This window comes from Kribbella sp. NPDC003505, from assembly GCF_040610875.1.
Taxonomy (GTDB): domain Bacteria; phylum Actinomycetota; class Actinomycetes; order Propionibacteriales; family Kribbellaceae; genus Kribbella.
Genome location: NZ_JBEXNA010000008.1, coordinates 119,494 through 142,012 on the forward strand (window position 1 = coordinate 119,494; position 22,519 = coordinate 142,012).

The 22,519-nt window shown below is 68.8% G+C and carries 23 protein-coding genes; 6 read left to right on the forward strand and 17 right to left on the reverse strand.

All coding sequences use genetic code 11. The features are described from left to right. Positions 1 to 88: 88 nt before the first annotated feature. Positions 89 to 2,227 (reverse strand): MMPL family transporter, encoded by a 2,139-nt coding sequence (locus ABZX12_RS26685; protein WP_355697399.1) that lies wholly within the window; start codon positions 2,225 to 2,227, stop codon positions 89 to 91. Positions 2,228 to 2,493: 266 nt separating this feature from the next. Between ABZX12_RS26685 and ABZX12_RS26690 the strand changes: the two genes are divergently transcribed. Continuing rightward, positions 2,494 to 3,720: a sensor histidine kinase gene (locus ABZX12_RS26690; protein ID WP_355697401.1), complete on the forward strand. Its 1,227-nt coding sequence runs from the start codon at positions 2,494 to 2,496 to the stop codon at positions 3,718 to 3,720. Further along, complete coding sequence (locus tag ABZX12_RS26695; RefSeq protein ID WP_355697403.1) at positions 3,717 to 4,397, forward strand: response regulator transcription factor; 681 nt, start codon at positions 3,717 to 3,719, stop codon at positions 4,395 to 4,397. Before ABZX12_RS26690 ends, ABZX12_RS26695 begins: the two co-directional genes overlap by 4 nt. Here ABZX12_RS26695 and ABZX12_RS26700 read toward each other — a convergent pair. From ABZX12_RS26700 to ABZX12_RS26720, 5 genes are all read right to left on the reverse strand, one after another. Next, positions 4,394 to 5,164 (reverse strand): isoprenylcysteine carboxylmethyltransferase family protein, encoded by a 771-nt coding sequence (locus tag ABZX12_RS26700; RefSeq protein ID WP_355697405.1) that lies wholly within the window; start codon positions 5,162 to 5,164, stop codon positions 4,394 to 4,396. The two genes, ABZX12_RS26695 and ABZX12_RS26700, sit on opposite strands and share 4 nt — an antisense overlap. A gap of 49 nt (positions 5,165 to 5,213) precedes the next feature. Continuing rightward, positions 5,214 to 6,254, reverse strand: coding sequence for an alpha/beta fold hydrolase (locus tag ABZX12_RS26705; RefSeq protein WP_355697407.1), 1,041 nt, complete (start codon positions 6,252 to 6,254; stop codon positions 5,214 to 5,216). Between the two features lie 24 nt (positions 6,255 to 6,278). After that, positions 6,279 to 7,601 carry an ABC transporter permease gene (locus ABZX12_RS26710; protein ID WP_355697409.1) on the reverse strand — a complete coding sequence of 441 codons (1,323 nt, stop codon included), beginning with the start codon at positions 7,599 to 7,601 and terminating at the stop codon, positions 6,279 to 6,281. After that, positions 7,598 to 8,482 carry an ATP-binding cassette domain-containing protein gene (locus tag ABZX12_RS26715; protein ID WP_355697411.1) on the reverse strand — a complete coding sequence of 295 codons (885 nt, stop codon included), beginning with the start codon at positions 8,480 to 8,482 and terminating at the stop codon, positions 7,598 to 7,600. The genes ABZX12_RS26710 and ABZX12_RS26715 overlap by 4 nt, the downstream gene beginning before the upstream one ends. 124 nt (positions 8,483 to 8,606) lie before the next feature. Then, positions 8,607 to 9,047 carry an SRPBCC family protein gene (locus tag ABZX12_RS26720; protein ID WP_355697413.1) on the reverse strand — a complete coding sequence of 147 codons (441 nt, stop codon included), beginning with the start codon at positions 9,045 to 9,047 and terminating at the stop codon, positions 8,607 to 8,609. A gap of 207 nt (positions 9,048 to 9,254) precedes the next feature. On the opposite strand from ABZX12_RS26720, the gene ABZX12_RS26725 reads away from it, so the two are divergent. Next, a complete protein-coding gene (locus ABZX12_RS26725) occupies positions 9,255 to 9,596 on the forward strand; it encodes a nuclear transport factor 2 family protein (RefSeq protein WP_355697414.1) in 342 nt (113 codons plus the stop codon). 12 nt (positions 9,597 to 9,608) lie between these two features. Here ABZX12_RS26725 and ABZX12_RS26730 read toward each other — a convergent pair whose 3' ends face one another. The 6 genes from ABZX12_RS26730 to ABZX12_RS26755 form a co-directional block, all read right to left on the reverse strand. Then, positions 9,609 to 9,842: a lipoyl domain-containing protein gene (locus ABZX12_RS26730; protein ID WP_355697416.1), complete on the reverse strand. Its 234-nt coding sequence runs from the start codon at positions 9,840 to 9,842 to the stop codon at positions 9,609 to 9,611. Next, positions 9,839 to 10,885: an alpha-ketoacid dehydrogenase subunit beta gene (locus ABZX12_RS26735; protein WP_355697418.1), complete on the reverse strand. Its 1,047-nt coding sequence runs from the start codon at positions 10,883 to 10,885 to the stop codon at positions 9,839 to 9,841. The genes ABZX12_RS26730 and ABZX12_RS26735 overlap by 4 nt, the downstream gene beginning before the upstream one ends. A 9-nt stretch (positions 10,886 to 10,894) precedes the next feature. Continuing rightward, on the reverse strand, positions 10,895 to 11,851 hold the full coding sequence (locus ABZX12_RS26740; RefSeq protein WP_355697420.1) for a thiamine pyrophosphate-dependent dehydrogenase E1 component subunit alpha: 957 nt from the start codon (positions 11,849 to 11,851) through the stop codon (positions 10,895 to 10,897). Between the two features lie 253 nt (positions 11,852 to 12,104). After that, a complete protein-coding gene (locus ABZX12_RS26745) occupies positions 12,105 to 12,929 on the reverse strand; it encodes a hypothetical protein (protein WP_355697422.1) in 825 nt (274 codons plus the stop codon). Between the two features lie 28 nt (positions 12,930 to 12,957). After that, positions 12,958 to 14,337 carry a glutamate decarboxylase gene (locus ABZX12_RS26750; RefSeq protein ID WP_355697424.1) on the reverse strand — a complete coding sequence of 460 codons (1,380 nt, stop codon included), beginning with the start codon at positions 14,335 to 14,337 and terminating at the stop codon, positions 12,958 to 12,960. A 231-nt stretch (positions 14,338 to 14,568) separates the two neighbouring features. Beyond that, positions 14,569 to 15,657, reverse strand: a complete 1,089-nt coding sequence (locus tag ABZX12_RS26755) for a hypothetical protein (RefSeq protein WP_355697426.1) — start codon at positions 15,655 to 15,657, stop codon at positions 14,569 to 14,571. A 200-nt stretch (positions 15,658 to 15,857) separates the two neighbouring features. On the opposite strand from ABZX12_RS26755, the gene ABZX12_RS26760 reads away from it, so the two are divergent. Next, the gene (locus ABZX12_RS26760; RefSeq protein ID WP_355697428.1) at positions 15,858 to 16,523 is read left to right on the forward strand and encodes a fasciclin domain-containing protein; all 666 of its coding nucleotides are present in this window, start codon (positions 15,858 to 15,860) and stop codon (positions 16,521 to 16,523) included. Between the two features lie 143 nt (positions 16,524 to 16,666). Continuing rightward, positions 16,667 to 17,485: a serine hydrolase gene (locus ABZX12_RS26765; protein ID WP_355697429.1), complete on the forward strand. Its 819-nt coding sequence runs from the start codon at positions 16,667 to 16,669 to the stop codon at positions 17,483 to 17,485. Positions 17,486 to 17,514: 29 nt separating this feature from the next. On the opposite strand, the gene ABZX12_RS26770 is transcribed toward ABZX12_RS26765, so the two are convergent. The 3 genes from ABZX12_RS26770 to ABZX12_RS26780 form a co-directional block, all read right to left on the reverse strand. Continuing rightward, a complete protein-coding gene (locus ABZX12_RS26770; protein ID WP_355697431.1) occupies positions 17,515 to 17,979 on the reverse strand; it encodes a helix-turn-helix domain-containing protein in 465 nt (154 codons plus the stop codon). Beyond that, positions 17,976 to 19,202: an MFS transporter gene (locus tag ABZX12_RS26775; RefSeq protein ID WP_355697433.1), complete on the reverse strand. Its 1,227-nt coding sequence runs from the start codon at positions 19,200 to 19,202 to the stop codon at positions 17,976 to 17,978. The genes ABZX12_RS26770 and ABZX12_RS26775 overlap by 4 nt, the downstream gene beginning before the upstream one ends. 202 nt (positions 19,203 to 19,404) lie before the next feature. Next, entirely contained in the window at positions 19,405 to 20,013 is a 609-nt protein-coding gene (locus tag ABZX12_RS26780; RefSeq protein WP_355697435.1) for an NAD(P)H-dependent oxidoreductase, read from the reverse strand. 168 nt (positions 20,014 to 20,181) lie between these two features. Here ABZX12_RS26780 and ABZX12_RS26785 point away from each other — a divergent pair, with 168 nt between their 5' ends. After that, complete coding sequence (locus tag ABZX12_RS26785; protein ID WP_355697437.1) at positions 20,182 to 21,060, forward strand: SDR family oxidoreductase; 879 nt, start codon at positions 20,182 to 20,184, stop codon at positions 21,058 to 21,060. An 89-nt stretch (positions 21,061 to 21,149) separates the two neighbouring features. Here the strand turns inward: ABZX12_RS26785 and ABZX12_RS26790 are convergent, their stop codons facing one another. Together ABZX12_RS26790 and ABZX12_RS26795 are read right to left on the reverse strand one after the other, a co-directional pair. Then, positions 21,150 to 21,359: a hypothetical protein gene (locus tag ABZX12_RS26790; protein ID WP_355697439.1), complete on the reverse strand. Its 210-nt coding sequence runs from the start codon at positions 21,357 to 21,359 to the stop codon at positions 21,150 to 21,152. A gap of 72 nt (positions 21,360 to 21,431) precedes the next feature. After that, positions 21,432 to 22,355, reverse strand: a complete 924-nt coding sequence (locus tag ABZX12_RS26795; protein ID WP_355697441.1) for a hypothetical protein — start codon at positions 22,353 to 22,355, stop codon at positions 21,432 to 21,434. Between the last annotated feature and the right edge of the window lie 164 nt (positions 22,356 to 22,519).

Below are 22,519 nucleotides of genomic sequence, written 5' to 3' on the forward strand. Positions count from 1 at the left end.
TCTCTGTGACACCGGTATGAGGCAGATCACGCGGCTGCGCACGGCGCGCAACCGCGCGCTCCGCCGTCAGGCCGGCGCCGAAGTCGGGTCAGGTGCGATTCGGTGTCGTGACTGGTACTGGTTCTGGGCGGATCGGTCCGGACGGCGACGGCCGCTCAGTGCGGCCTTCCACGTGGACGCGGGGGGTCCAGCGGTCCAGCCAGCGTGGCAGCCACCACGCTCGCGTCCCGAGCAGGCGCATCACCGCCGGGACCACCAGGCACCGGATCACCACGGCGTCGAGCAGCACCGCGACAGCCATCGCGAACCCGGTCTGCTGGAGCATCCGGTCCGGGAACAGCGCGAAGGACCCGAAGACCACGAACATGATCGCCGCAGCGGCGGTGATCACCCCGCCGGTGTGCGCGAGACCCTCCCGGATCGCGAGTTGCGCGTCGCCGGTCCGCAGCCACTCCTCCCGCATCCGGGACAGCAGGAACACCTCGTAGTCCATCGACAGGCCGAAGACGATCGCGAAGATGAACACCGGCATGAACGCCTCGATCGGGCCGGGAACGCCCCACAGGACACCGTCCTGGTACACCAGCTTCATCGCGCCGAGCGCGGCGCCGATCGACAGTACGTTCAGCAGCGCGGCCTTGACCGCGATCAGGATCGAACGGAACACGCTCATGAGCAACAGTCCGGACAATCCGACCACCACGAGCACGAAGAGCGGGAACCGTTCCGAGATCGCGTTGGAGTAGTCGACCTGGGCCGCCGTGATCCCGCCCACGAGGGAAGAGTCGCCGAGGTCGTCGCGCAGGCCGATGACCAGGTCCGCGGTGGCCTCGTCCTGCGGTCCGGTCGTCGGCTGAGCCCGGATCAGGAACACGTCGTCGTCCAGCCGCATCGGCGGGCTGACCCGGTCGGCCACGATGCCCGGGTGGCTCACGAGACGGCGGTAGGAGGCGTCCGCCTGCGCACGGGAACCTTCTGTGACGATGACCAACGGACCGTTGGCGCCCGCACCCAACTTGTTGCTGATCAGGTCGTAAGCGGCGCGCGACGTCGTACCTTCGGCGTCGTTCCCCGCGTCGTTGAACCCCAGATGCATGTCCAGCGCCGGCGCGGCCAGCGCACCGAGCGCGATCACCGAGACGACCAAGGCCGGCCACGGCCTGCGCTGCACGAACCGGGCCCACCGTCGCCAGCGCTCACCGGGAGATCGCGGACTCTTCGCCGCCTGCTGGTGTACTCGCTTCTCGATCTTCTTGCCGAACAGGGAGAGCAGCGCCGGAAGCAGGGTCAGCGAGGCGACCATCGTGACGAGTACGGTGAGCGCGACCGCGGCGACCATGCCTTCGAAGGCTGGGATCCCGAGCGTGAACATCCCCAGCAGGGCAAGGATCACGCTGGCGCCGGCGAACAGCACGGAGCGCCCGGCGGTGTCGAGCGCACGGCTCGTCGCCTGTACCTGCCCGGCACCGTGCAGCAGTTCGCTGCGATAGCGGCTGAAGACCAGCAGGGCGTAGTCGATGCCGACGCCGAGCCCTACCAGCACGAGCAGGGAGGTGGTGAAGTCCGGGATGTCGATCGCGTGCGACAGCAAGGCGACCAGCCCCAGGGTGGAACCCACGGCGAAAAGTGCGGTGATCAGCGGCAGGCTCGCTGCCAAGAGGGAACCGAACATGAAGACCAGGACCACCAGCGCGGCGAGCAGTCCGGCGCCCTCAGCTCCTCCGCCTCCGCCGCGCTCGACCTTCCGGATGCCCTTGCCGGCCACTTCGACCTGCAGATCGCCGGACGTATGCGCCCGGGCCGTCGCGATGAGTTGCTCGTACGTCGCTGCCGGTGCAGCGCCCTGCTCCCCGGCCAGCGAAACCTCGACGAGCGCGAGGGTGCCGTCCGCGGAGACCGTGCCCTGCCGGGGATTCGGCGGGGTGACCGCCTCGACCTGATCGATCGCCTTCAGGTCACGCGTCAGGGCCTCGAGATCCCCAGCGGCCGCCCAGCCTCGCTCGTCGTGCATCACGACCGTCACGCTGTCACCGGTCTGCTCAGGGGAACGCTGCTCGAGCATGTCGGCCAGTTCCTGTGACTGGGTGCCCGACAAAGAGACGTCACTGCCGTTCCCATAGCCGTCGCCGACGGCCCGGGCCGTGATCGTGACGGCGACCAAAAGCATGACCCAGGCGACCAGGGCGGTCCAGCGGCGCCGCTGGGCGAAGCCGGCCAGGCGCTCCATCCTGCTGCTGTCAGGCCTGCTCCTGTCAGGCCTGCTGCTGTCGGGCCTGCTGGTCTCGGGCGGGGACAGGTCGGGCACGGGAACCTCCATCGGTGGTTTGACTCCACCGATGGTGGCCGCCCGGACACCCGCGGGTCGTCGGGCAGCCGTTGTCAGCGGGTACGCGATTCGACCCGTGTTCCCAGAGCCGGCTACGCCACTCGTAGTACCTCGCACGCGCTCCTGATCGTAGGCGCCGAGCTCGCACCGCGGCCTATGATCTCGGCATGTCAGTCAGCGCCCGGTTGTTCCGCCTGCCGTCATGGGCAGGCGACATCCTGCTGGCGCTCTTCGTCACCGTGATGCAGGTCCAAGGCACCATCGTGCGGAACGCGGCCGACCCCACGGCGGTGCTGCGTCCGCTCACCGATCTCGGTCATCTGGGCTACGTGCTCCTGGTCGCCGGCGGCGCGGTCGTCGCCGTCCGGCAGCGCTGGCCGGTGCCGGTCTTCGTCGCCGCCGGCCTGTGCAGCCTGACCTACTACGCGCTGGACTTTCCCGACGGCCCGGCTTGGCTCGGGCTGTTCGTGGCTCTGTACACGCTCACGGCCCTCGGCGACGGCCGGCGATCGCTCCTGATCGCGGGTGCCGGGATCGCCGTACTGAGTGCCGTCTGGCTGGTGGCGGCGGCGAACATCGAGCCGCGGGCCGCGATCGGGTGGGTGTACTTCCGGATCGGCGCCGCGGTGATGAGCGCCGCCCTGGGCGAATCGGTGCGGTCACGACGCGTCATCGCGGCCGAGGCGGTCGCGCGGGCCGAACTGGCCGAACGGACCCGCGAGGAGGAGGCGCGAGCCCGGGTCGACGAGGAACGGCTGCGGATCGCTCGCGAGGTGCACGACACCGTCGCGCACGCGATCGCCGTCATCAACGTGCAGGCCGGCGTCACCGCGTACGTCCTGGACAAGCGCCCGGAGCGGGCGCGCGAGACGCTGGAGGCGATCGAGCGGACGAGTTCCCAGGCGCTGCAGGAGATGCGGACCATCCTCGGCGTACTCCGCGACGACCAGGACGGCCGCGCGCCGCACCCGGGCATCGGCCAGCTCGACGATCTCATCTCACAGGCCCGGGACGCGGGGCTCGACGTCAAGATCGAGGCAGCCATGCCCACGCCGCCCAGGCCGCCCGTGCCGAGCGCGGTCGACAGCGCGGTCTACCGGATCGTGCAGGAGTCACTCACCAACGTCATCCGCCACGTAGGCCCGACTCAGGTCGTCGTCTCCGTGAGGTCGGACGGTGACGCGATCGACGTCCGTGTCACCGACGACGGACGCGCAGATGGCACGGCACCCACGGCACCAGGTGGGGCCGACGGACGCGGCCGTGGCCATCTCGGGATGCGGGAGCGGTGCCAGCTGCTCGGTGGTTCGTTCGACGCCCGGCCGACCACTGCGGCAGGCTTCGAGGTAGCCGCGAGACTCCCGCTCTCGCCGACCACGCCCGTGGGCGCATGAACGCCTCGCCGGCTGTCGAGCCGATCCGCGTCCTGCTGGTCGACGACGAGGGGCTCGTCCGGTCCGGTTTCCGGCTGCTGCTGGACGCCGAGGACGACATCGCCGTCGTGGGCGAAGCCATCAACGGAGCCGACGCGGTCGAGCTGACGCGCGTACACCGCCCGGACGTCGTGCTCATGGACATCCGGATGCCGACGATGGACGGTATCGAGGCGACCCGGGCGATCGCGTCCACCCCAGAGTTGCAGGACGTGCGGGTCCTCATCCTGACCACCTACGACACCGACTCCTACGTCTTCGAGGGCCTCCAAGCCGGTGCCAGCGGCTTCCTGCTCAAGGACGCGGGACCTGCCGAGCTGCTCCACGGCATCCGCGTCGTGGCCGCCGGCGCAGCGCTGCTCGCACCCCGGGTCACGCGGCGGCTCATCGCACAGTTCGCCACACGCCGGGCCGCCAACGGGACAGCCGAGGAGCGCCTGGCGGTGCTGACCGGCCGGGAACGGGAGATCCTCGCACTCGTCGGGCAAGGGCTGAACAACGACGAGATCGGCGCGAAGCTGTTCCTCAGTCCCGCCACCGCCCGCACCCACGTCAGTCACGCCATGGGCAAACTCGGAGCCCGGGACCGAGCACAGCTCGTGGTGATCGCCTTCCAAACCGGTCTCGTCACGCCCTAGGTACGGCGCGTTCGGGCCGGGCTGCGCGTCGAGCGTCCCCGGATCGGAAGTCTGGGCACGAGGCCCGGTACGCGGGCAGCGTAGTCGTCGTACGCCGCTCCGAACGTGGTGCGGAGGTCGCGCTCCTCGAACCTGATTCCGACGGCGATGTATCCGGTCGCGGCGACGGCGAACAGAAGATGCGATGCGCCCATCCGTGGTGTCGCCCAGAACGCCAGGACCAGGCCCGTCATCAACGGATGCCGGACGAGGGCGTAAATACCGCCGACGTACAGGCCAGCCGTCCGACCCGGGTCTCGAGCGGCCGCCCATCCGGCTTGTCGCAGCCCGACAAGTTCGAGGTGGTCGACCGCGAACGTCGAGAAGATCGCCAACGCCCAGCCCATGACGAACAGCGACCAGGCGATGACCGCTGTCGAACCCTCGGCCTGCCAGATCCGCCCACCCCAGGGTTGCCAGAGCACCAGTAGGACAGCGAGACAGATGTCTGTCGCGAGCACGTAGGTGGTGCGTTCGAGCGCCGCCGGGATCCACCGTCTCAGCCAGGACTTCACCTGCCCGCGTGCCATCACCGAGTGCTGGACGGCGAAGAACAACACCAGCGCGAGGTCGACAGCGATCGCATGACCGACGGTCGTGCGGTGCGGGCCGTCGACGGTCCTGGGGACGACGACTCCGGCGAGGAAGGCCATCGTCCACACGGTGACGACGACGAACCCCAACCAGGCGGCGGCCGAGACGAGGAGTTGGACACGACGTCGGGACATGCCTTCATGCTCAGTGCCGGGTGGTCGGCTGCGCAGCCGTGGAACTACCTCACTTGTGCGCGACGTACCAGGCTGCGATCTGGGAGCGGGACCTGAATCCGAGCCGCAGCCGGATGCGCTCGAGGTGCGACTCGGCGGATCGTTCGGTGATGCCCAAGCGGTCGGCCAACTCGCGGTTCGTGAGCCCGTCCGCTACGAGGGCCGCGACTTCTGTCTGGCGGGCGGTCAGGCCGGTGGGAACCGTCCGTCGCAGCCGGGGCAGTCCGAGGAACCGTCGTACCTGTCCGACCATCGACTCCACATCTCCGACGGCAGGAAGGTGCGAGCGACCTTCGAGCGCCACGAACCGGGCGCCTGGAATCGCGTCGGCGAGAGCTCTGCTCTGTTCGAGGGGAGCGGCGCGGTCTCCGCGTCGGTGCAGCACCAGCGTCGGCGCCCGCACCCGCGCGAGGCTCGCACGCACGTCCAGGGCGTAGGCGAGACGCAACAACGCGACCGCTGTCTCGGGCGAGGAGGCGGCACGCTGGTAGCGGGCGAGCGCGAGCCGCGTGCCGGCATCAGCCTCGGGCGCGAAGAGATCGGTGAGCAGGTCCGATCCCAAACCCCAGTGCGATGCGAGCAGTCCGAGCACGTGCCGCCTGCTGTCCTCGTCGCCGACAGCGTCACCGGTCGCCCAACCGCCGTACAGCACCAGACGCGACACCCGCTCCGGCTGATCGGCGGCCCACTGCGCAGCCACCGCTGCCCCGAGCGACCACCCAAGGACGTCACAGGCGGTGATGCCGAGCGCTTCGGTGACCGCATCGATCGTGGCAAGCTCCAGCGCCATCGTGCGAGGACCGGCGTACGCCGCCGAGAGGCCGCAACCAGGGCGGTCGTAGCGCACCAAGGTGCGGCCGGACGACAGCGACTCGTGGAACAGGCGCTCGGCTGGGATGGCCCATCCGAGCTCGAGATGACTGAGCCATCCCGGTACCACCAGCAGGTAGGGCCCGCTGCCCGTCAGGGCATAGGCCACCCGCGCGCCGTCGGCCAACTGCGCCGTCCCAAGGCGCTGATCCTGCGCACCCACGACACCAGTGAACAGCATCTGGACCACCCAGGGCTCTGGCGGTCACTTGCGTCCGAATCGGCCGGTGGAGAACCTGCCGGATCCGCGACTGGTGGCGGATCGTGCGGTGGTCCGGCGATCGCGGTCGGAGGCGGCCGCTCCGCTCGAATCGCGGCGGTCGTCCTGCCCGCTGCCGCGCGACGGGCGGATCTCGCCGTGCCAGGCGTCGCGCAAGTGAAGCGTCGCGCCGCTGTGGAGTATTGCGTTGGTGTAGACGCGGCCAGCAATCGCGACGAGTCCGGCGATGGCCGCGAGCGTGAGGGTCACGGCGAGCAGCGGCTCCCACCAGGCGACCGAGCCGAGCGCGATCCGGCCGGGCATGGCGAACGGCGCGGTCGCCGGGAACTGCGAGAGCGTCCGTGCCCACACCCCGTCGGGGTTCGCGCTGACCGTGAGGAATGCGCCCCAGTAACACGCGATCAGCACGTAGCCGACCGGCCCGGCGACGCTCTGCGCATCCTCGGTCCGAGATGCGAGTGAGCCGAGCGCGCCGTACGCCATGGCGTAGAGGGCATAGCCGAGCACGAACCAGACGACCGCCCAAGCGAGTACGCCGGCACGGACCGCCGGCATGTCGACGGAGTCGATCACCAGAGCGGCGAGCAGCGCTGCCACTGCGGTCAAGACGAACTGGGCGAACCCTAGTAGTCCGATGCCGGCGACCTTCCCGGCCAACAGCACCCGAGCGGGCATGCGCGCGAGCAGCACCTCGACGACTCGGCTGGACTTCTCCTCCACCACCCCGGTCAGGACGAGGTTCCCGTAGATGACGATTGCCATCAGCAACAGGGTCGTGATCACGATGGCGGCCAATTCGTCGTCCGGGCTGCGTCCGGCAGCCGAGCCGAACTCGACGTTCTCGACGGGAACGGGCGCCATCAGGCCACGCAGGTCATCGGGCCCGATGCCGGCGGCCGCGGCGCGTTCCTGAACAGCGACCAGCTGAATGGCACCGGTCACGACAGCCTGCAGTTGCTCGTTCACTCTGCCGGGCCACTCCAACCGGCGTGCGTCGACCACGAGCACGTCGACGTCGTGCGCGCGGACGGCTTCCTCGCCGGCCGACACATCGCCGTACCTGTGCAGGCGAACGGTCGCGCCGCTGGCGCCTGCTCGGGCGAGGATGGCCAACGACAACGCGCTCGGGACGGTACTCGTCACGCCGACGTCCTTGGGGCCGCCACCGATGTCCAACTTCGCCGGCACCACGATCAAGGCGATGACGACGACCAGCATCACTACCAGGCCTGCCCGGAAGCTCCGTGACCTGCTGCGCTCGCGGATCTCCCGGCGAGCGACCAGCCATGCCTGCCGCAGGCCGGTCATGCCGCCACCGCCCGCCGGAACAGCTCCGACAACGTCGGGGGTTGATAGGCGAAGGACACGACACCACTGGAGCGGGCGGCGCCGACGACCGCCGACAGGTCGGTGTCGCGGTCGACCCGAAGCCGCGCATAGCCGTCCTTGGTCTCGACGACCTGGACCGCCGGCAGCCTCGACCAGTCCGGAGGGAGCCCGCGGTAGCGGATGTCCACAAAGCGGTGTGGGACTGCCGCCCGCAGGTCGCTCAGATCGCCGGCCACCACGACGCGCCCCTTGTCGATGATGACCACGTCCTCACACAGTTCCTCGACCAGGTCGAGCTGGTGGCTGGAGAACAGCACCGTCGCGCCCGCTGCGGCAACTTCGGTCAGGAGATCCGCCATGGCGCCCATGGCGATGGGATCCAGCCCGGCGAACGGTTCGTCGAGCACGAGCAGTTCGGGCTCGTTGACCAGCGCGGCGATCAGCTGGACCCGCTGCTGGTTGCCGTGCGACAGCGTGTCCAGGCGGTCCGCGGCCCGGTCCGCGAGCCCGAGCCGCCCGAGCCATTGCTCCGCGATCCTCCCGGCGTCCGTGGTCGTCCGGCCGCACAACTCGCCCAGGTACAGCAACTGGTCACGGATCCGCATCCGCGGGTACAACCCACGCTCCTCAGGCATGTAGCCGAACCGTGCCCGTTCCACGCCGGTGATCGGCGCACCCCGCCACGCCACGCTGCCGGCGTCCAACCGGACGAGCTCGAACACCGCGCGCATCGCCGTGGTCTTGCCTGCCCCGTTGGGCCCGAGAAAGCCGGTGATCCGGCCCGGTCGGGCCTCGAACGTGCATCCGTCCAGCGCAGCGACGGAGCCGAACCGCTTCACCGCCGAATCGAAAGCAAGCACGATCCACCTCCCCCTCCAGCGTCCCCGCCATGCCCCTCACGGTCAGGGCACAAAGGCACCTCCGGAGCGGGGCGCATGACCATCGTCCGAACGAACCGGATCCAGGCCGTGCCGGCAGCGGAGCTCAGCTGCGGCCGGACTCCATGTAGTGCTTCAGCCCCTCCCAGTTCCGGCGCTCCCAGTTCGGGCCGACCAGGCTCAGGACCGGCGACAACACCCGCATCGGCCCGACCAAACGCATGTCCCAGTCCCACCGCAGGCGCGTCCGGCCCTCGACCTGCTCGAAGGTCAGCGTGCCGTCGACCTGCAGGTACGACGAGCGCACGATGTTGTGGAGCCGACGCGGCCTGTCGTACTCCAGGATCTCGACCGTCATCCGGCCGCGGTTGCCCATCCCCTTGGGCTCGGCGACGAAGCGTGTACCTGTACCGATCGGTCCGTCACTCACCTTGTCGGCACGGACGATCCGTGGGTTGTAGCGCGGCTCGTTGCGCTCGTCGGCCACCAGGTCGAAGACCTCCTCGACCGGCGCGTCGATCGTGACCTCTCCGCCCAGGCGCGCCATGGCGGACCTCCCCTCCGGTCCTCCAGCCGAGGACCCGTACGACCCGGGCGCGGCACTGCGTCCGCGTCCAGCGTTCCACGATGCGCAGCCGGGCACCTGGGACCGGCTTTGATGTTCTGGCGTGGACAAGGGCCGGGGAGCGGCAGAAACTCGAGGAAAGAGGCGGATCGGCAGCGAGTTGCCCATTGTTCGAGCGAGGAGGCGATCATGGCGAGAACTCCCGAAGAAGTCTTCGCCCACCACGGCAGCGCACTGGGCGCGGAGAACCTGGAGGACATCGTCAGCGACTACGCCGACGACGCGATCCTCGTCGTACAGAAAAAGGTCTACCGCGGCAAGGACGGAGCCCGCCAAGTCTTCACGCAGCTGCTCGGTGACGTCCCGCAGGCGACCTGGGACCTGGAAACGGTGTTCGCCGACGATGTGCTGTACCTGGAGTGGAAGGCGACCGGAGGTGGCCGAAAGGTCGAGGACGGCATCGACACCTTCATTTTCCAGGACGGCATGATCCGGGTGCAGACCGTGGTCTACACCGTCCAACCCGCCTGACCGTCGGGCGACTCACTCGATGCGGGCGATCGGGCTCCCCTGTTTCACGGTCGCCTCCTCCGCGACCAGCAGGTGCACCACACCGCCGACGGGCGCCGGCACCTCTGCCGAGACCTTCTCGACCTGAACCTCCGCAAGCAGTTGGTCAGCGGTGACGGTGGCGCCGTCACTCACGAACCAGGTAGCCAGGACTCCCTCCGCGTCCGGTGTTTCCTTCGACAGTGCAGGGAAAACGACGTCGGTCATCCGGCCACCGCAGTGCGTACAGCCTTCTCGATCCTGTCCTGGCGTGGCAGGACGGCGTACTCGAGTGCGTGGGCGTACGGGATGGGTACGTCGGGCACCGCGACCCGCTGCACCGGGACCTGCAGCATCCTGGGGTCGTGGTCGGCGACTGTCGCGACCACCTCACCGGACAGACCGAACGAGCAGTAATCCTCGTCGACGACGACGAGCCGGCCGGTCTTGCCCACCGACGTGAGGATCGCCTCGCGGTCCAGCGGCACCAGGCTGCGCAGGTCGATCACCTCCACGTCGATGCCCTCACCGGCGAGGCTTTCAGCGACGTCGAGGGCGTGGTGCACCGACAGGGACAGCGTCACCACCGTGACGTCGCTGCCCTCGCGGGCGACCCTCGCCTTGCCGATGGGCACGGTGTAGTCACCCTCGGGCACCTCGTCGGTGGAGCGGGCGTTCTTCGCCATCCAGGGCAGCCCCATCACGCCTTTGTGGAACATGTAGACCACCGGGTTGTCGTCACGGATGGCCGACGTCATCAGCCCCTTCGCGTCGGCGGGGGTGCTGGGCACCACGACCTTCATACCCGGCAGGTGCGCGAACGTGCCCCACAGACACTGCGAGTGCTGTGCACCGTCGGAATAGCCTCCGCCCACGGCGGTGGTCAGCACCATCGGGACCTTCACGTTGCCGCCGGATTCGTAGTGGATCTTGGCCATGTGGTTGTAGATCTGGTCCAGGCACACGCCCATGAAGTCGGCGAACATCAATTCCACGATCGGACGCATACCCTCGACCGCGGCGCCGATGCCGAGGCCGATGAACGCGGTCTCCGATATCGGGGTGTCGATGATCCGCTGGGGCCCGAACCGCTCGAGCAGCCCGGTGGTCGAACTGAAGATCCCGCCGTACGCGCCGACGTCCTCGCCCAGGTAGAACACCGAGGGGTCGCGCTCCATCTCCTGAGCGATGGCCTCGACCATCGCCTTGGACGTGGTCAGCCGGTGGCTTGCCCGGGGTGCCGGTGCAGCCGGGGTGTCGATGATCGTCATCGTCGCCTCCTAGGCGAACACGGAGGAAGTGGCCGACGCAGGGTCGGGCACGGGGCTGTTCTTGGCGTAGGCGATCGCGTCCTCGACCCGCTCCTTCGCCGCGTCCTTGATCCGGGCCACGGCCGCGTCGTCGAGGTGGCCGCCCGCACGCAGAGTCTGCTCGTAGCGCGGGATCGGGTCGTGCGCCGACACGTCGGCGAGCTCCGGACGGTATCCCTGGGCGTCGCCCTCGAAGTGGCCCCACAGCCGCAGGGTGTGTACCTCGATCAGCGAAGGCCCTTCCCCCGCCCTGGCTCGGGCGACCGCGCGCCGGGCGGCGTCGTAGACGCCCTCGACGTCGTTGTCCTCGACCCGCTCGCCCGGGATGCCGTACGCCGCCGCACGGTCGGCGTTCGAGCCGATCGCCGTGGAGGCCGACCGCGGCACCGAGATGGCCCAGTCGTTGTCCTCGACCACGAACACCACGGGCAGCGCCCAGCGGGCCGCCAGGTTCAACGACTCGTGGAACCCGCCCTGGTTGGCGGCACCCTCACCGGTCACCGCGACAGCGATCCGGCCATCGCCACGGCGCTGGAACGCGAACGCCTGCCCCAGCGCGGGCGGATAGCCTTCGGCGATGATCCCGGAGCACGAGAAATGCGTAGCGGGATCGAACAGATGCATATGGCCACCGCGTCCGCGGCCCAGACCGGTCTCCCGGCCGAAGATCTCCGCGGTCATCCTCCGCAGGTCCGTACCGTGCGCGATCGCCAGGTGGTGCGGGCGGTGCGTCGCGGTGACCGCGTCCTGCTCGGTCAGGTGGGCGCACACGCCGGCGGCTACCGGCTCCTGCCCCGCGGACAGATGCATTTCCCCGGGGACGAGCCCCTTGCCGATGTCGAAGCCGGGTCCTTTGTCGGCGTGGTACTCCCGGAGGATCGCCTCCTCGTAGGTGCGGCAGACAACCATGGTCTCGTAGAGCCTCACCCGCACGTCGGGGTCTAAGACTCCGGTGCCCGGCTCTGGGCTCGACGTCGAGGGTGCAGCGTGTGTCGTCATCCCGGCCTCCAGTGCATGAGTCTCGCGCCGGACACGGGCCGGCGTGCAGATCGCTGGGCTCCCTGACGGCCAGCGCGGACATCACACGAGAGGCCGACTGGCCACATTCGAGACTAAGCACGTCACCGCCGCTACGTCCAGGAAGTGGGCAGCGTGCGGCGAGCGGCATCGTGGGAAGGTGTCATGCGCCTGAGTCTTTGCGCTCGCGATCACGAACAGCATCGCCTGGACCGGACGACGCCGCGGCCCGGCCCTCGGGCATCATCAGCAGGGAGGCGATGAGGAAGCAGACGGCGCCGAGGAAGGTGCCGCCGTTGGCGAGCTGGACGTTGGAGAGCTGGCCGGCGGAGGTGACATGGGCGCCGATCGCAGACAGACCGAAGAAGACCGAGCCCCACAGGTTGAGTGCGGTGATGTGCCAGTCGCGTTGGCCGGGCCGCCACGACCACCAGCGGTGCCCGGCCTCCGCGAACGCGATCGCCGACGACACCAGGAAGCACACCGAGCCGATCGCGTCGGGCCGCCAGACGATCCGGTTCTCCAGATCGGACGGTACGTCGAACAGCCCGGCGAACGTGGTCACGTTGAAGTAGAGCGTGCCGACCAACTGGATCGCACACGCCCAGAACCCCGGGCTGCGCGGCGCCCACGCGAACCAGCGACGGCCGGCCTGCCGCACCACCTGAAGGTAGGACAGACAGGCGCCGGACGTGAAGAACAGCGAGCCGGCGAAGTACGTGAGCGCGTCGCCGTGCCCACCCACGGCCTGCGCGTACGCCGGGATCGGCGCCACCACGAAACACGCCGACCCGATGGCGAACAACAGTCCCGCCCACCACGTCGTACCGAATCCACGCGCACCGGCTGCCTTGCGGCGGGCTCGTGCCTCCCACTGCACCACGCGGCCGTCGGCACGCCGGTACCGGACGCGGGTGACGAACGGGCGCGGCCCTTCGACCACCAGATCGCTCGCGTCGGGCGGCACGTCGACCGGCAGCCTGGCCACGGTCGCGACCTCGTCACGATCTGCCTGGTCAGTGGCCGGAGCCGACCACCATCTTCTTGCGCTCGGACTCGTGCGCCCCGCCCTTCTTCTCGAGCGTCCGGCACGCGTCCTCGATGTCCCGCGCCAGGGTGTCGACCTGCTCGCGGCTCAGCGTCTGCTTGACCAGAGCACGCATGATCGTCACGTCCTGCGCGTCCGGCGGCATCGTGTACGCCGGGACCATCCACCCGCGCTCGGCGGACAACTGCCAGGCGACGTCGAACTCGTCGTACGCATGCCCCTCGGTCAGCCTGAACGCGACCAGCGGAAGCTGCTCGTACTCGCGTCCGATCACGCGGAAGTCGCCCATCTTCTCGAGTTTGTCGGCGAGCACCGCGGCGTTCCGCTGCATGTTCTCCATGATGTAGCTGTAGCCGGGACGGCCGTAGCGGACGAAGTTGTAGTACTGCGCGACCACCATGGCCGACCCGGTCGAGAAATTCAGCGTGAACGTCGAATCGGTCTTGCCCAGGTAGTTCTCCTTGAACACCAGGTCGGGGTTGAGGTCGTCCTTCGTCCGGAAGATCAGCCAGCCGATGCCCGGGTACACCAGGCCGAACTTGTGGCCGGACGCGTTGATCGACCGCACCTGCTCGAGCCGGAAGTCCCACTCTGAGTGCGGATACAGGAACGGCCAGACGAACGCACCGCTGGCGCCGTCCACGTGCAGTGGTACGTCGAGGTGCCGCTCCTTCTTGATCCGGACGAGCAGGTCGTTGATGCCTCCGATGTCGTCCTTGTGGCCGGTGAACGTCGTACCGAGGACGGCCGCGACGCCGATCGTGTTCTCGTCGATGTGCGGCTCGACATCCTCGGGGCCGATCGTGTACTTGCCAGGCTGGAGCGGGACGATGCGCGGTTCGACGTCGAAGTACCGGCAGAACTTCTCCCAGACCACGTGGACGTCGCCACCGAACACGAGATTCGGGTTGTCGGTCGGCAGTCCCGCGTCGCGGCGGCGCTGGCGCCAGTTCCACTTCAGCGACAGCGCGCCGAGCATGATCGCCTCGGACGAGCCCTGCGTCCGAGCGCCCGTCGTCTCGCCGGGGGCGTGGAAGAGATCGGCCAGCATCCGGATGCAGCGCTGTTCGAGCTCGGCCGTCCGCGGGTACTCAGCGTGATCGATGAAGTTCCGGTGCAGGTTGTGGGCGATCAGCTTCTGCGCCTCCGGCTCCATCCAGGTCGTCACGAACGTGGCGAGGTTGCGCGCCGGCAGCCCCTCGAGCGCCAGGTCCTCGGCCACCAGCCGCATCGCGTCGACAGCAGTCAGGCCCGACGAAGGAAACTCACGCGTCGGCACCTCCCGGACCACAAAACTGCTGCCGAACAACTCGGCGCTCTTCTCGTACGCCCGCTCCGTCTCACCCACGACGTCTCCTTTGCCGCGCCCCACCTGCTGACGCGCCATCATCAGCACCTCAGCTCCAACCGAACATCACCCCGTCGGGGTGAGTACACGCCGAGGCGCAGGCAGAGCCGTGGACGGTCGCGGACCGTACGCTCCAAGAGATGACTGAGGGTCACGAGCTGCCGCAGGCGGCGGAGAGAGCCGATCCGTGGTCGGCAGTGCTGAACCGCCAGGGCGGTGGGCGGCGGGGTTTCAAGCGACTCGGTCGGCCAGGACGTGGAGGGCTGCGCGGGGTAGGGCTGGGAGGTCTGGCAGGACGCCAAGACAGAACCTGACCTCTTGAAGGCGGTCGGCGATCAGGGTCTCGATCCTGGCCATTGTTTCCGTCGTTTCCAGGATGTGGTTCCACTGCCGGACCCATAGCTCGCGTTCGCCGGCGCGTACGAGTGGGGTGACTGGCAGGCAGCTGATTCGGCGTACGAGCTCGGCATCGGCGTACTCGTACGCCATGGCGATCGTGGTGGACATCCGGCCGCGGCGCAGGTCTTCCGGGAGCCGCACGAGGTCGCTCCGGAGCCGCATTGCTTGGCCCAGCGCGACGCCGCATTGACGCAGCACGTCACGGGTGCTCGGCGTGCAGCCGGCCAGTGCAGCGCCGAACTGCAGCGGCCCGGCCACCGCCGGCACCCCGAGACCGATCTGGTCGGCAGAGAGCGTGACGCTCGGCTGTAGGTCGGAGAAGTAAAGATCGTGGAGCTGACCGAGCACCAGGTTCGCCCGCAACTGCTCGAAGATCGGACGGGCGGGATCGATCAGCGATGCCGGCAGTCCTGCCTCCTCGAACATCTGATTGGCCCAGACCAGGCAGAGATCGCCGAGGACGACCGTCGCCGATCTTCCGAAAGTCCCCGGGCGTTCGACCCTGGCGCGAGCCCAGCGAGTCACCTCGACCTGAACGCCGGGATCGCCGGTCCGCCGTTCGGCCGGTTCGCGCTGAATGGCCGAAGCCAGCGTCAGCAGTTCCAGGGCGGCAGTGGCCGCTGCCGCCGCCTGGGACTCCGAACGAGTGGACAACCACCCGAGGTACGCGAGAGTCGAGGTCGCCATGTCCGACTTCGAGATCGTGTCCGCGACGGCCGCGTCCAGCACGGTCGCTCCCGGCGCCATGAGGTGGTCCGCCGCTTGCTGGGAGACGAAATCGAGCAGCAACGCCCGACTGCGCGCGGCATGAACCTCGAGCCACTCCGGCGCCCACCGCGCCGCTGTTTCGCGGGTCCATCCGACCTGTCCGTCCGGTGGGTCGTCCTGCGGGTCGCCGACCCACTCGTCACTACCGTCCATCCCGAACCCCTTCGACCGGTCCGGCCTGTTGTGCATAAGTTGTGCATAACTTTAGCGCGACGGGTCCAGGGGCGCGACAGCGGTACGCAACCCGAAGAAGATTTCGGTACCGGGTCGCATCCGCAGCGGGTGACGAACGCGAAGTACCTCACAACAGCGGCTGCACCAAGGGCAGCTGCTCTCTTCCGAAAGGTTGTCCGATGCCCAAGTCCTCACGACGGCTGACCCGGCACCTGGCCGCGGCAGCGGTCACGATCGGAATGCTCGCAACCAGCCTCATCGCCACCGCCGCACCCGCCGGCGCCACTGCCCCGCTGGGCACCAAGAGCCTCGCCAGCGTTCTGGCGTCCGACGGCGACACCTTCGACCGCAACTGGTACGACTACGACGTGCTGACACAGGCTGTCGGCGCCGTCCTGGCCGCCAAACCGAACAGCCCGGTGAAGGTGCTGGCCGACGGGACCGTCCCGCTCACCGCGTTCCTGCCCAGCGATCGCGCTTTCCAGCGTCTGGCCAAGGACCTGACCGGGAAGACCTATCGGTCCGAGAGCCAGCTCTTCAGCGGCCTGGCCGGCCTCCTCGGCGTCAACACCATCGAAGCTGTCCTGCTGTACCACGTGATCCCCGGTGCGACGATCGACAGCAAGACCGCGCTTCGCTCCGACGGCGCCAGGCTGACCACAGCCCTGCCAGGCGGAACCATCAAGGTGGACGTGCTCAGCCAGCGTTGCCGCCTGATCCGGCTCATCGACGCAGACCGTAACGACGCGAACCCGCTGATCAACCCGTGGGCCTTCGACATCAACAAGGGCAACCGTCAGATCGCGCACGGGATCTGGCTGGTCCTCCGCCCGATCGACATCTGAGTTCTCCGCCGCGGCTCTCGATGCACGTCTGCGGCGTGCATCGAGAGCGCACAGGTTCATCGGCGGCCTCGAAGGCAGTACGGCGAGAACGGCCCGGGTCAGGTTGCATGGTCGACCTCCACGGTTTGTGATTGGGTGAGCCCATGGGAATCGCGGAGACGCTCGGCCGGATCGACGGGAGCGGGCAGGTCGGGGTTTGGCTCGGGCGATTGGACGGCACCGTGCTTTTCGAGCACGACGCGGAGGCGCCTCACTATGCCGCGAGCACGATGAAACTGCCGGTCGCCATGGCGATGCTGCGGAAGGTCGATGCCGGTGAGCTGGCCTTGGACCAGCCAGTCGCCGTACACAACGATTTTGCGTCCGTGACCGGCGGCCGCTTCGGCATGAACCGCGAGGATGACGACGCACCCTCGACCTGGGAAAGACTGGGCCGCGAGGCGTCGCTCGCCTGGCTGACGACCGAGATGATCACCCGTTCGAGCAACTTGGCGACGAACCTGGTCCTCGAGCTGGTCGGGATCGATGCGGCTCACGCGGCTCTGATCGAGTCCACGCTTCCCAGCTCGCCCGATCCGGCCTCGAAGATCGAACGCGGTATCGAGGATGCAACCGCGCGGGAAGCGGGGATCACCAACCTGATCAGTGCAGCCGGACTCGCCGGCGCGCTCGTTGCTGTCGGCAAGCAGAACGACAGCTACCTGCGCGACCTGCTGGCCGCGAACCAGTGGAACGGCGAGATCCCGGCCTTGCTGCCGGCTGGAACCCGTGTCGAGCACAAGAACGGCTGGGCCGGCCGAAACCTGCACGACGGCGGCATCGTCCGACCCGCGGACGCGGACCCCTTCGTCCTGGTCGTCTGTACGACGTCCGATCTCTCCGAGTCGGCGGCGCAGCGGCTGATCGCCGAGATCGCGCTGGACGCCTGGAACAACCGGCACGAACTCACCGCAGTACGGTGACTCCGGGCCGGCCGTGACGCCGGCTGCGGTCAGCGCCAACCGGCGCGGTTGGACTGCAGGCCGGGGGCCGGGTCGAAGCTCACGTCCTCCGCCGCCACCGGCGTACCGCTCTCGGTGGTGAAGGTGACGTTGACCAGTTCACCGGAGTCCTTCGCGTGCCGGAGGACGGTCGGGCCTTGTTCGCGCGGCACGTGGACATCGCCCCATTGCTGGAGGGCGGCGAGGACGAGCTTGAGGTCTTCGCCCGCGGGTGTCAGGTGGTACGACGACCGGGTGCGCTCCCCCTGCTCGCGGTACTCGCGCTTCTCCAGCAGGCCCGAATCCACCAGGTCGTTCAGGTGGTTCGTGAGGATGTTCGGGGCGATCCCCAGGTAGTCGCGGAAGTCCGCGAACCGCGTGGTGCCGAGGTGGGCCTCGCGGAGGATCAGGAAGGTCCAGCGGTCGCGCAAATACTCCAGCGTCCGGGCGATCGAGCAGCTCGGCTGGGTTGTCATGCAACCTCCTTGCGGGTGAGTGCGAAGGTAGCCGCCAGGACCAGAAGGGCCAGCGTACCGATCACGGTCACTCCGAGGAGCAACGCAGTGCTCAGGCCGGCAGCGGTTGCCACCACGCCAAGAGCGAGGGCTGCCGCGCCCTGCAGGATGTACGCGACGAGGTAGACGGCCGAGACCGTCGCGCCACGGTGGTGCGCCGGCGCGTGGGTGCCGATGAGGCCCAGACCGCCGGAGAACAGGAGCCCGTACGCCGTACCGCCGACAGCGGTCGTGGCGACGAAGAACGGGAGCGAGTGCGCGGTCGCGGCCACCTCGAGGAGGCCGAGGTCGACGATCGTGAGTACGGCGCCCAGTGGGACCAGACGACGCGCGGGGAAGCGGCGGCCGACGATCGCTGTCGTCCCGGTGGCGACCGAGAAGATCGCGAGCAGCAGGCCGATGACGAAGATGTTGCCGGTGCCGACCAGGTCACGGACGATCTGGGCTCCGAGGGCCAGGAAGACCGAGCCGAACGCGTAGGCGGCGGTGACGGCGAGAGCCGCGGCCAGGTACAGCAGTCGGATGCCCTTGGCGACGGTCACGCCGCGCGGCCGCCAGCGGCCCTGAGCCTCGTCCTTGGTGTGGCGCGGCATCGCCCAGACGGCGGCGAACACGCCCGCGACGACGGCGAGCAGGACCCAGAAGTCCAGGTGCAGTGGAGCGGGCGCGTACTCGATGAGTCCGCCCCCGACGATCGTCGCCAGCGCCAGACCGGCCGCGGTCGCGGCCGTCGTGATCGGAGCGGCCCGGTCCGTCTTGCCGCGAGCGCTGAACTCGACGGCCGCTGCGGTCGCCGGGGTCAACGCGAGACCGACGCCGGCGCCCATGAACGCTCGGCCGGCGTACACCCAGGCCACGGACGGCGCGAGCGCGAACAGCAGCACACCGACGAGCATGGCGCCGACGCCGTACAGCATCGTGGCGCGCCGGCCGATGAAGTCCGAGAGCTGCCCGAAGAGCAACAGGAACGCGACCAGCACGACCGGGTACACCGCGAAGATCGCCGTCGTCGCCGTCGGGGTGAGGTGCCAGGTCTTGGCGTAGAGCGGGTACGACGTGGTGGGAGCGGCGCTCGTCCAGAGGCTGATCCCTGCGACCGCTGCGGCGGTCCAGAAACTGCCGCGCCGGCCGAGCACGCGACGCGACCGTGAGCCGGCCGCGACAGGAAGATCGAGGGTGGTCATGCCGGGAGTCCTTCCAGAGCTGAGTTGCGCGATGAAACTCAGAACACCTGAATTGCTCCCTGCAATCCAGCTTGAAGTGTGACCTCCGCCACATCGCGCTGCCCGCAGCGTCTCGACTGGCGCATGAGCGACCGCGACCTCCCGGCGGCGGGAGCTGCGAATCCACGAACCGAAGTCACCCCGCTGATCCCGCTGCGCGCTGTCAGCTGGGTGGATATTGCTGGTTCTTGAGCAGTCGGGCAAGGTGCGCGGTGTTGGTGGCGAGGGTCTTGGTCGCGGCGCCGGTCGTGTCCGGTTTGGGGCCGGCGTCGGTGTAGTCGACCTTGCCCATCGCCTCACCGACCCAGTAGGTCGCGGCGCCGGCAGCGATACTGAAGCCGACATCGTTCAGGCCTTGCAGGAGTTCAGCGGTGACGTGGTGCGCGCCGTCCTCGTTGCCGACCACGGCGACGGCAGCGACCTTGCCGAAGGTCAGCATCCGCCCCTGGTCATCGGTCTCGGACAGTTCGGCGTCGAGCCGCTCCAGCACGACCTTGGCAACGCTGGCCGGCTGCCCCAGCCAGATCGGCGTCGCGATCACGAGGATGTCGGAGCCAAGGATCTGCTCCCGGATCGCCGGCCATTCATCACCGTCGCCCTCGTCCACCGAAACACCGAACTTGACGTTGTGGTCGACGACCCGGATCACATCACCGTCGGTGTCATGATCCGCGAGCGCGGTCAGCACCTCGCGACCGAGAGCTTCCGAGCTCGAGGCTGCCGGGGATTTCTTCAGCGAGCATGCAAGCACTACTGCACGCAGTCCAGACATGTATGCGTTCCTCCTAGCTGGTTCACGATGGATCAGGACTCGGTACCCAGTGAGCCGCCGAACATCGCCTGCCGGTACCCAGTCCGTCGTCCGGGGTGGTCGCGGGTCGTTTGTGTCGACTGCCGCGGTGCGGGTACCGCAGGGCTGACGACCAGCGAGAGGACGACGATGAGCAGCGATCCGAGGACGCGGTACGCGGAGCCTGAGCAGCAGACGCCTCAGCAGCAGGAGTACCCCGGGCGCGGCGGCGCGATGGAACCGGAACCGGACTACGGCGAGGCGTCGTACCGCGGCAGCGGAAAGCTGACCGGCAAACGGGCGCTGATCACCGGCGGCGACTCCGGCATCGGCCGCGCGGTCGCCCTCGCCTTCGCTCGGGAGGGCGCCGACGTGATGATCGCCCATCTCGAGGCCGAGGAGACCGATGCCCAGGAGACCTGTCGGCTGGTCCGAGACTCCGGGCGCAAGGCGATTTCCCTGGCCGGGGACATCCAGAGCGAGCAGCACTGTCAACTGCTCGTGGACCGCTGCGTCCAGGAGCTCGGCGGGTTGGACATCCTGGTCAACAACGCGGCGTACCAGATGTCGCAGGGTGGCATCGCGGACATCACCACCGAGCAGTTCGACCGCGTACTCAAGACCAACGTCTACGCCATGTTCTGGCTGTCCAAGGCGGCTCTTCCGCACCTCTCGGCCGGCTCGTCGATCATCAACACGACCTCCATCCAGGCGTACGAACCATCGCCGAACCTGCTCGACTACGCGACCAGCAAGGCCGCCATCCTCAACTTCACCAAGGGACTCGCACAGGAGCTCGGCCCCAAGGGCATCCGCGTGAATGCCGTCGCTCCCGGCCCGGTCTGGACGCCGCTGATCCCGGCCACCATGCCTGCGGAGAAGGTCGGCCAATTCGGCGCCGACACCCCACTCGGCCGCGCCGGCCAACCGGCCGAGCTCGCGCCGCTCTACGTCTTCCTGGCCTCCGACGACTCGACCTACGTCACCGGCGAACGCATCGGCGCCACCGGCGGCAGACCGCTTCCCTAGCACGCGCAGGCAACCGCGCGTGATGGGTACTGCGCGCACGGCCGTCGCCCACCGCTGGCCCGGATCACCAGCCGCACCTCGCGTACTGGTTAGCGCATGTCGCCGTACGGCGGGCGGTTCGCGGGGGCCAGGGAAATGCCCTCGGCATGGGCCTTGGACCGGATCGCGGCTTCGGAGCGTCCGAGCTTGATGCTCATCACGCCGACCGGAGTGTTGCCGCCGGCAAGTTGACGCAGCTGCTCAACCTGATCGCTGGTCCACTCGCGGCTGTTGCTCTGGCTCGCCCGAGTCTCGGCCATGGCCTTCTCCTCTCAGCGCGGACAGATGCCCCGTATCCGGTACCCCATCGTCCGCTCCGCATGCCGACGCCACTAACGATCGAGTGCGTCGAGCCGCTGGTTTTCGGTGTCGCGGCGTTTCTTCACCGCGGCGGCGTTGCGGGTGGCCCGGTTGAAGGCGGATTGCAGACGGGAGGTCTGTTTGCGGGCCGCACGCAGCGTCTGCCGGGTCTGCTCGAGCTGCTCGTTCAACCGCACGAGATCGGCTTCCAGATCCGCGAGACGGTGCTGGTGCGCGTCCAGCACCCGTTCGGCCTGTTCACGTTCAGCCTCCGCCGCTGCGTAGTCCTGCTCGGCTTGATCGACTCGTTTGCGTTGCGCCTTCCGGCGACTGGCCAGTGTCGTGTCAACTGTCGGTCGCCGCTTCGCAGCTGACGGTTGCCGCTGGGCGGCGGCCGTGGCCGGCCGGGTCTTCCGGGGAGGTGATGCGCTGCGCACGACGCGGGGCCGAACGGGGGCGAGCCGGGCAGGGTCGCCGTTCTCGTCGACGACGCCGAAGCCGACATGTCGCAAAGCACTGGTCAGTTGTCCGGTGCGCAGCAATTGCGCCGCGCCGGGGTCGACGAGCGCGGCGTCCAGGGTCTCGGTCAGCCGCTCCGCGGTCTGCGCGGTGACGCGGCGGCCGCCGGCGGCGCGTTCTCGCGCTGTGCGCACGAGGTTACTCACGAGGTCATGGCGCAGCCGGGTCAGTTCACGCCGCCGGGACGCATCAGCCGACAGGTAGGTCTGGCGCAGGTCCTCCCCCAGCTCGGTCAGTGCGTGAATCCCGTCGGGGTCGGTGCGCACCAACTGGTTGGCGAGCCAAGCGGCGAGGGTGGGTTTGCGCAGTGCCATGATCGCCGCGGCGGACTGGTCATCGCCGGCGTCGCGGGCGGTCTCCGCGACTCGGTTCCGCGCGGCGGTGAACAGTTCGGGCTCCAACCCGTACAGCTCCACCGCCACCGCGTCCGTGTCCACCTCTCCACCATGCGCAGATCGATCCGGCCCGGGCAACGTCGTCCGCTCGGCCCGGATCGCCTCACGCCCGCGGGAGTCAGCCCCCGATCTCTGGTTGTAGCGGGCAACGAACGCTGCGTGCCTGGCTGAGATGGTCCGGCAACGGATTCGTGGGACTCCGGGGG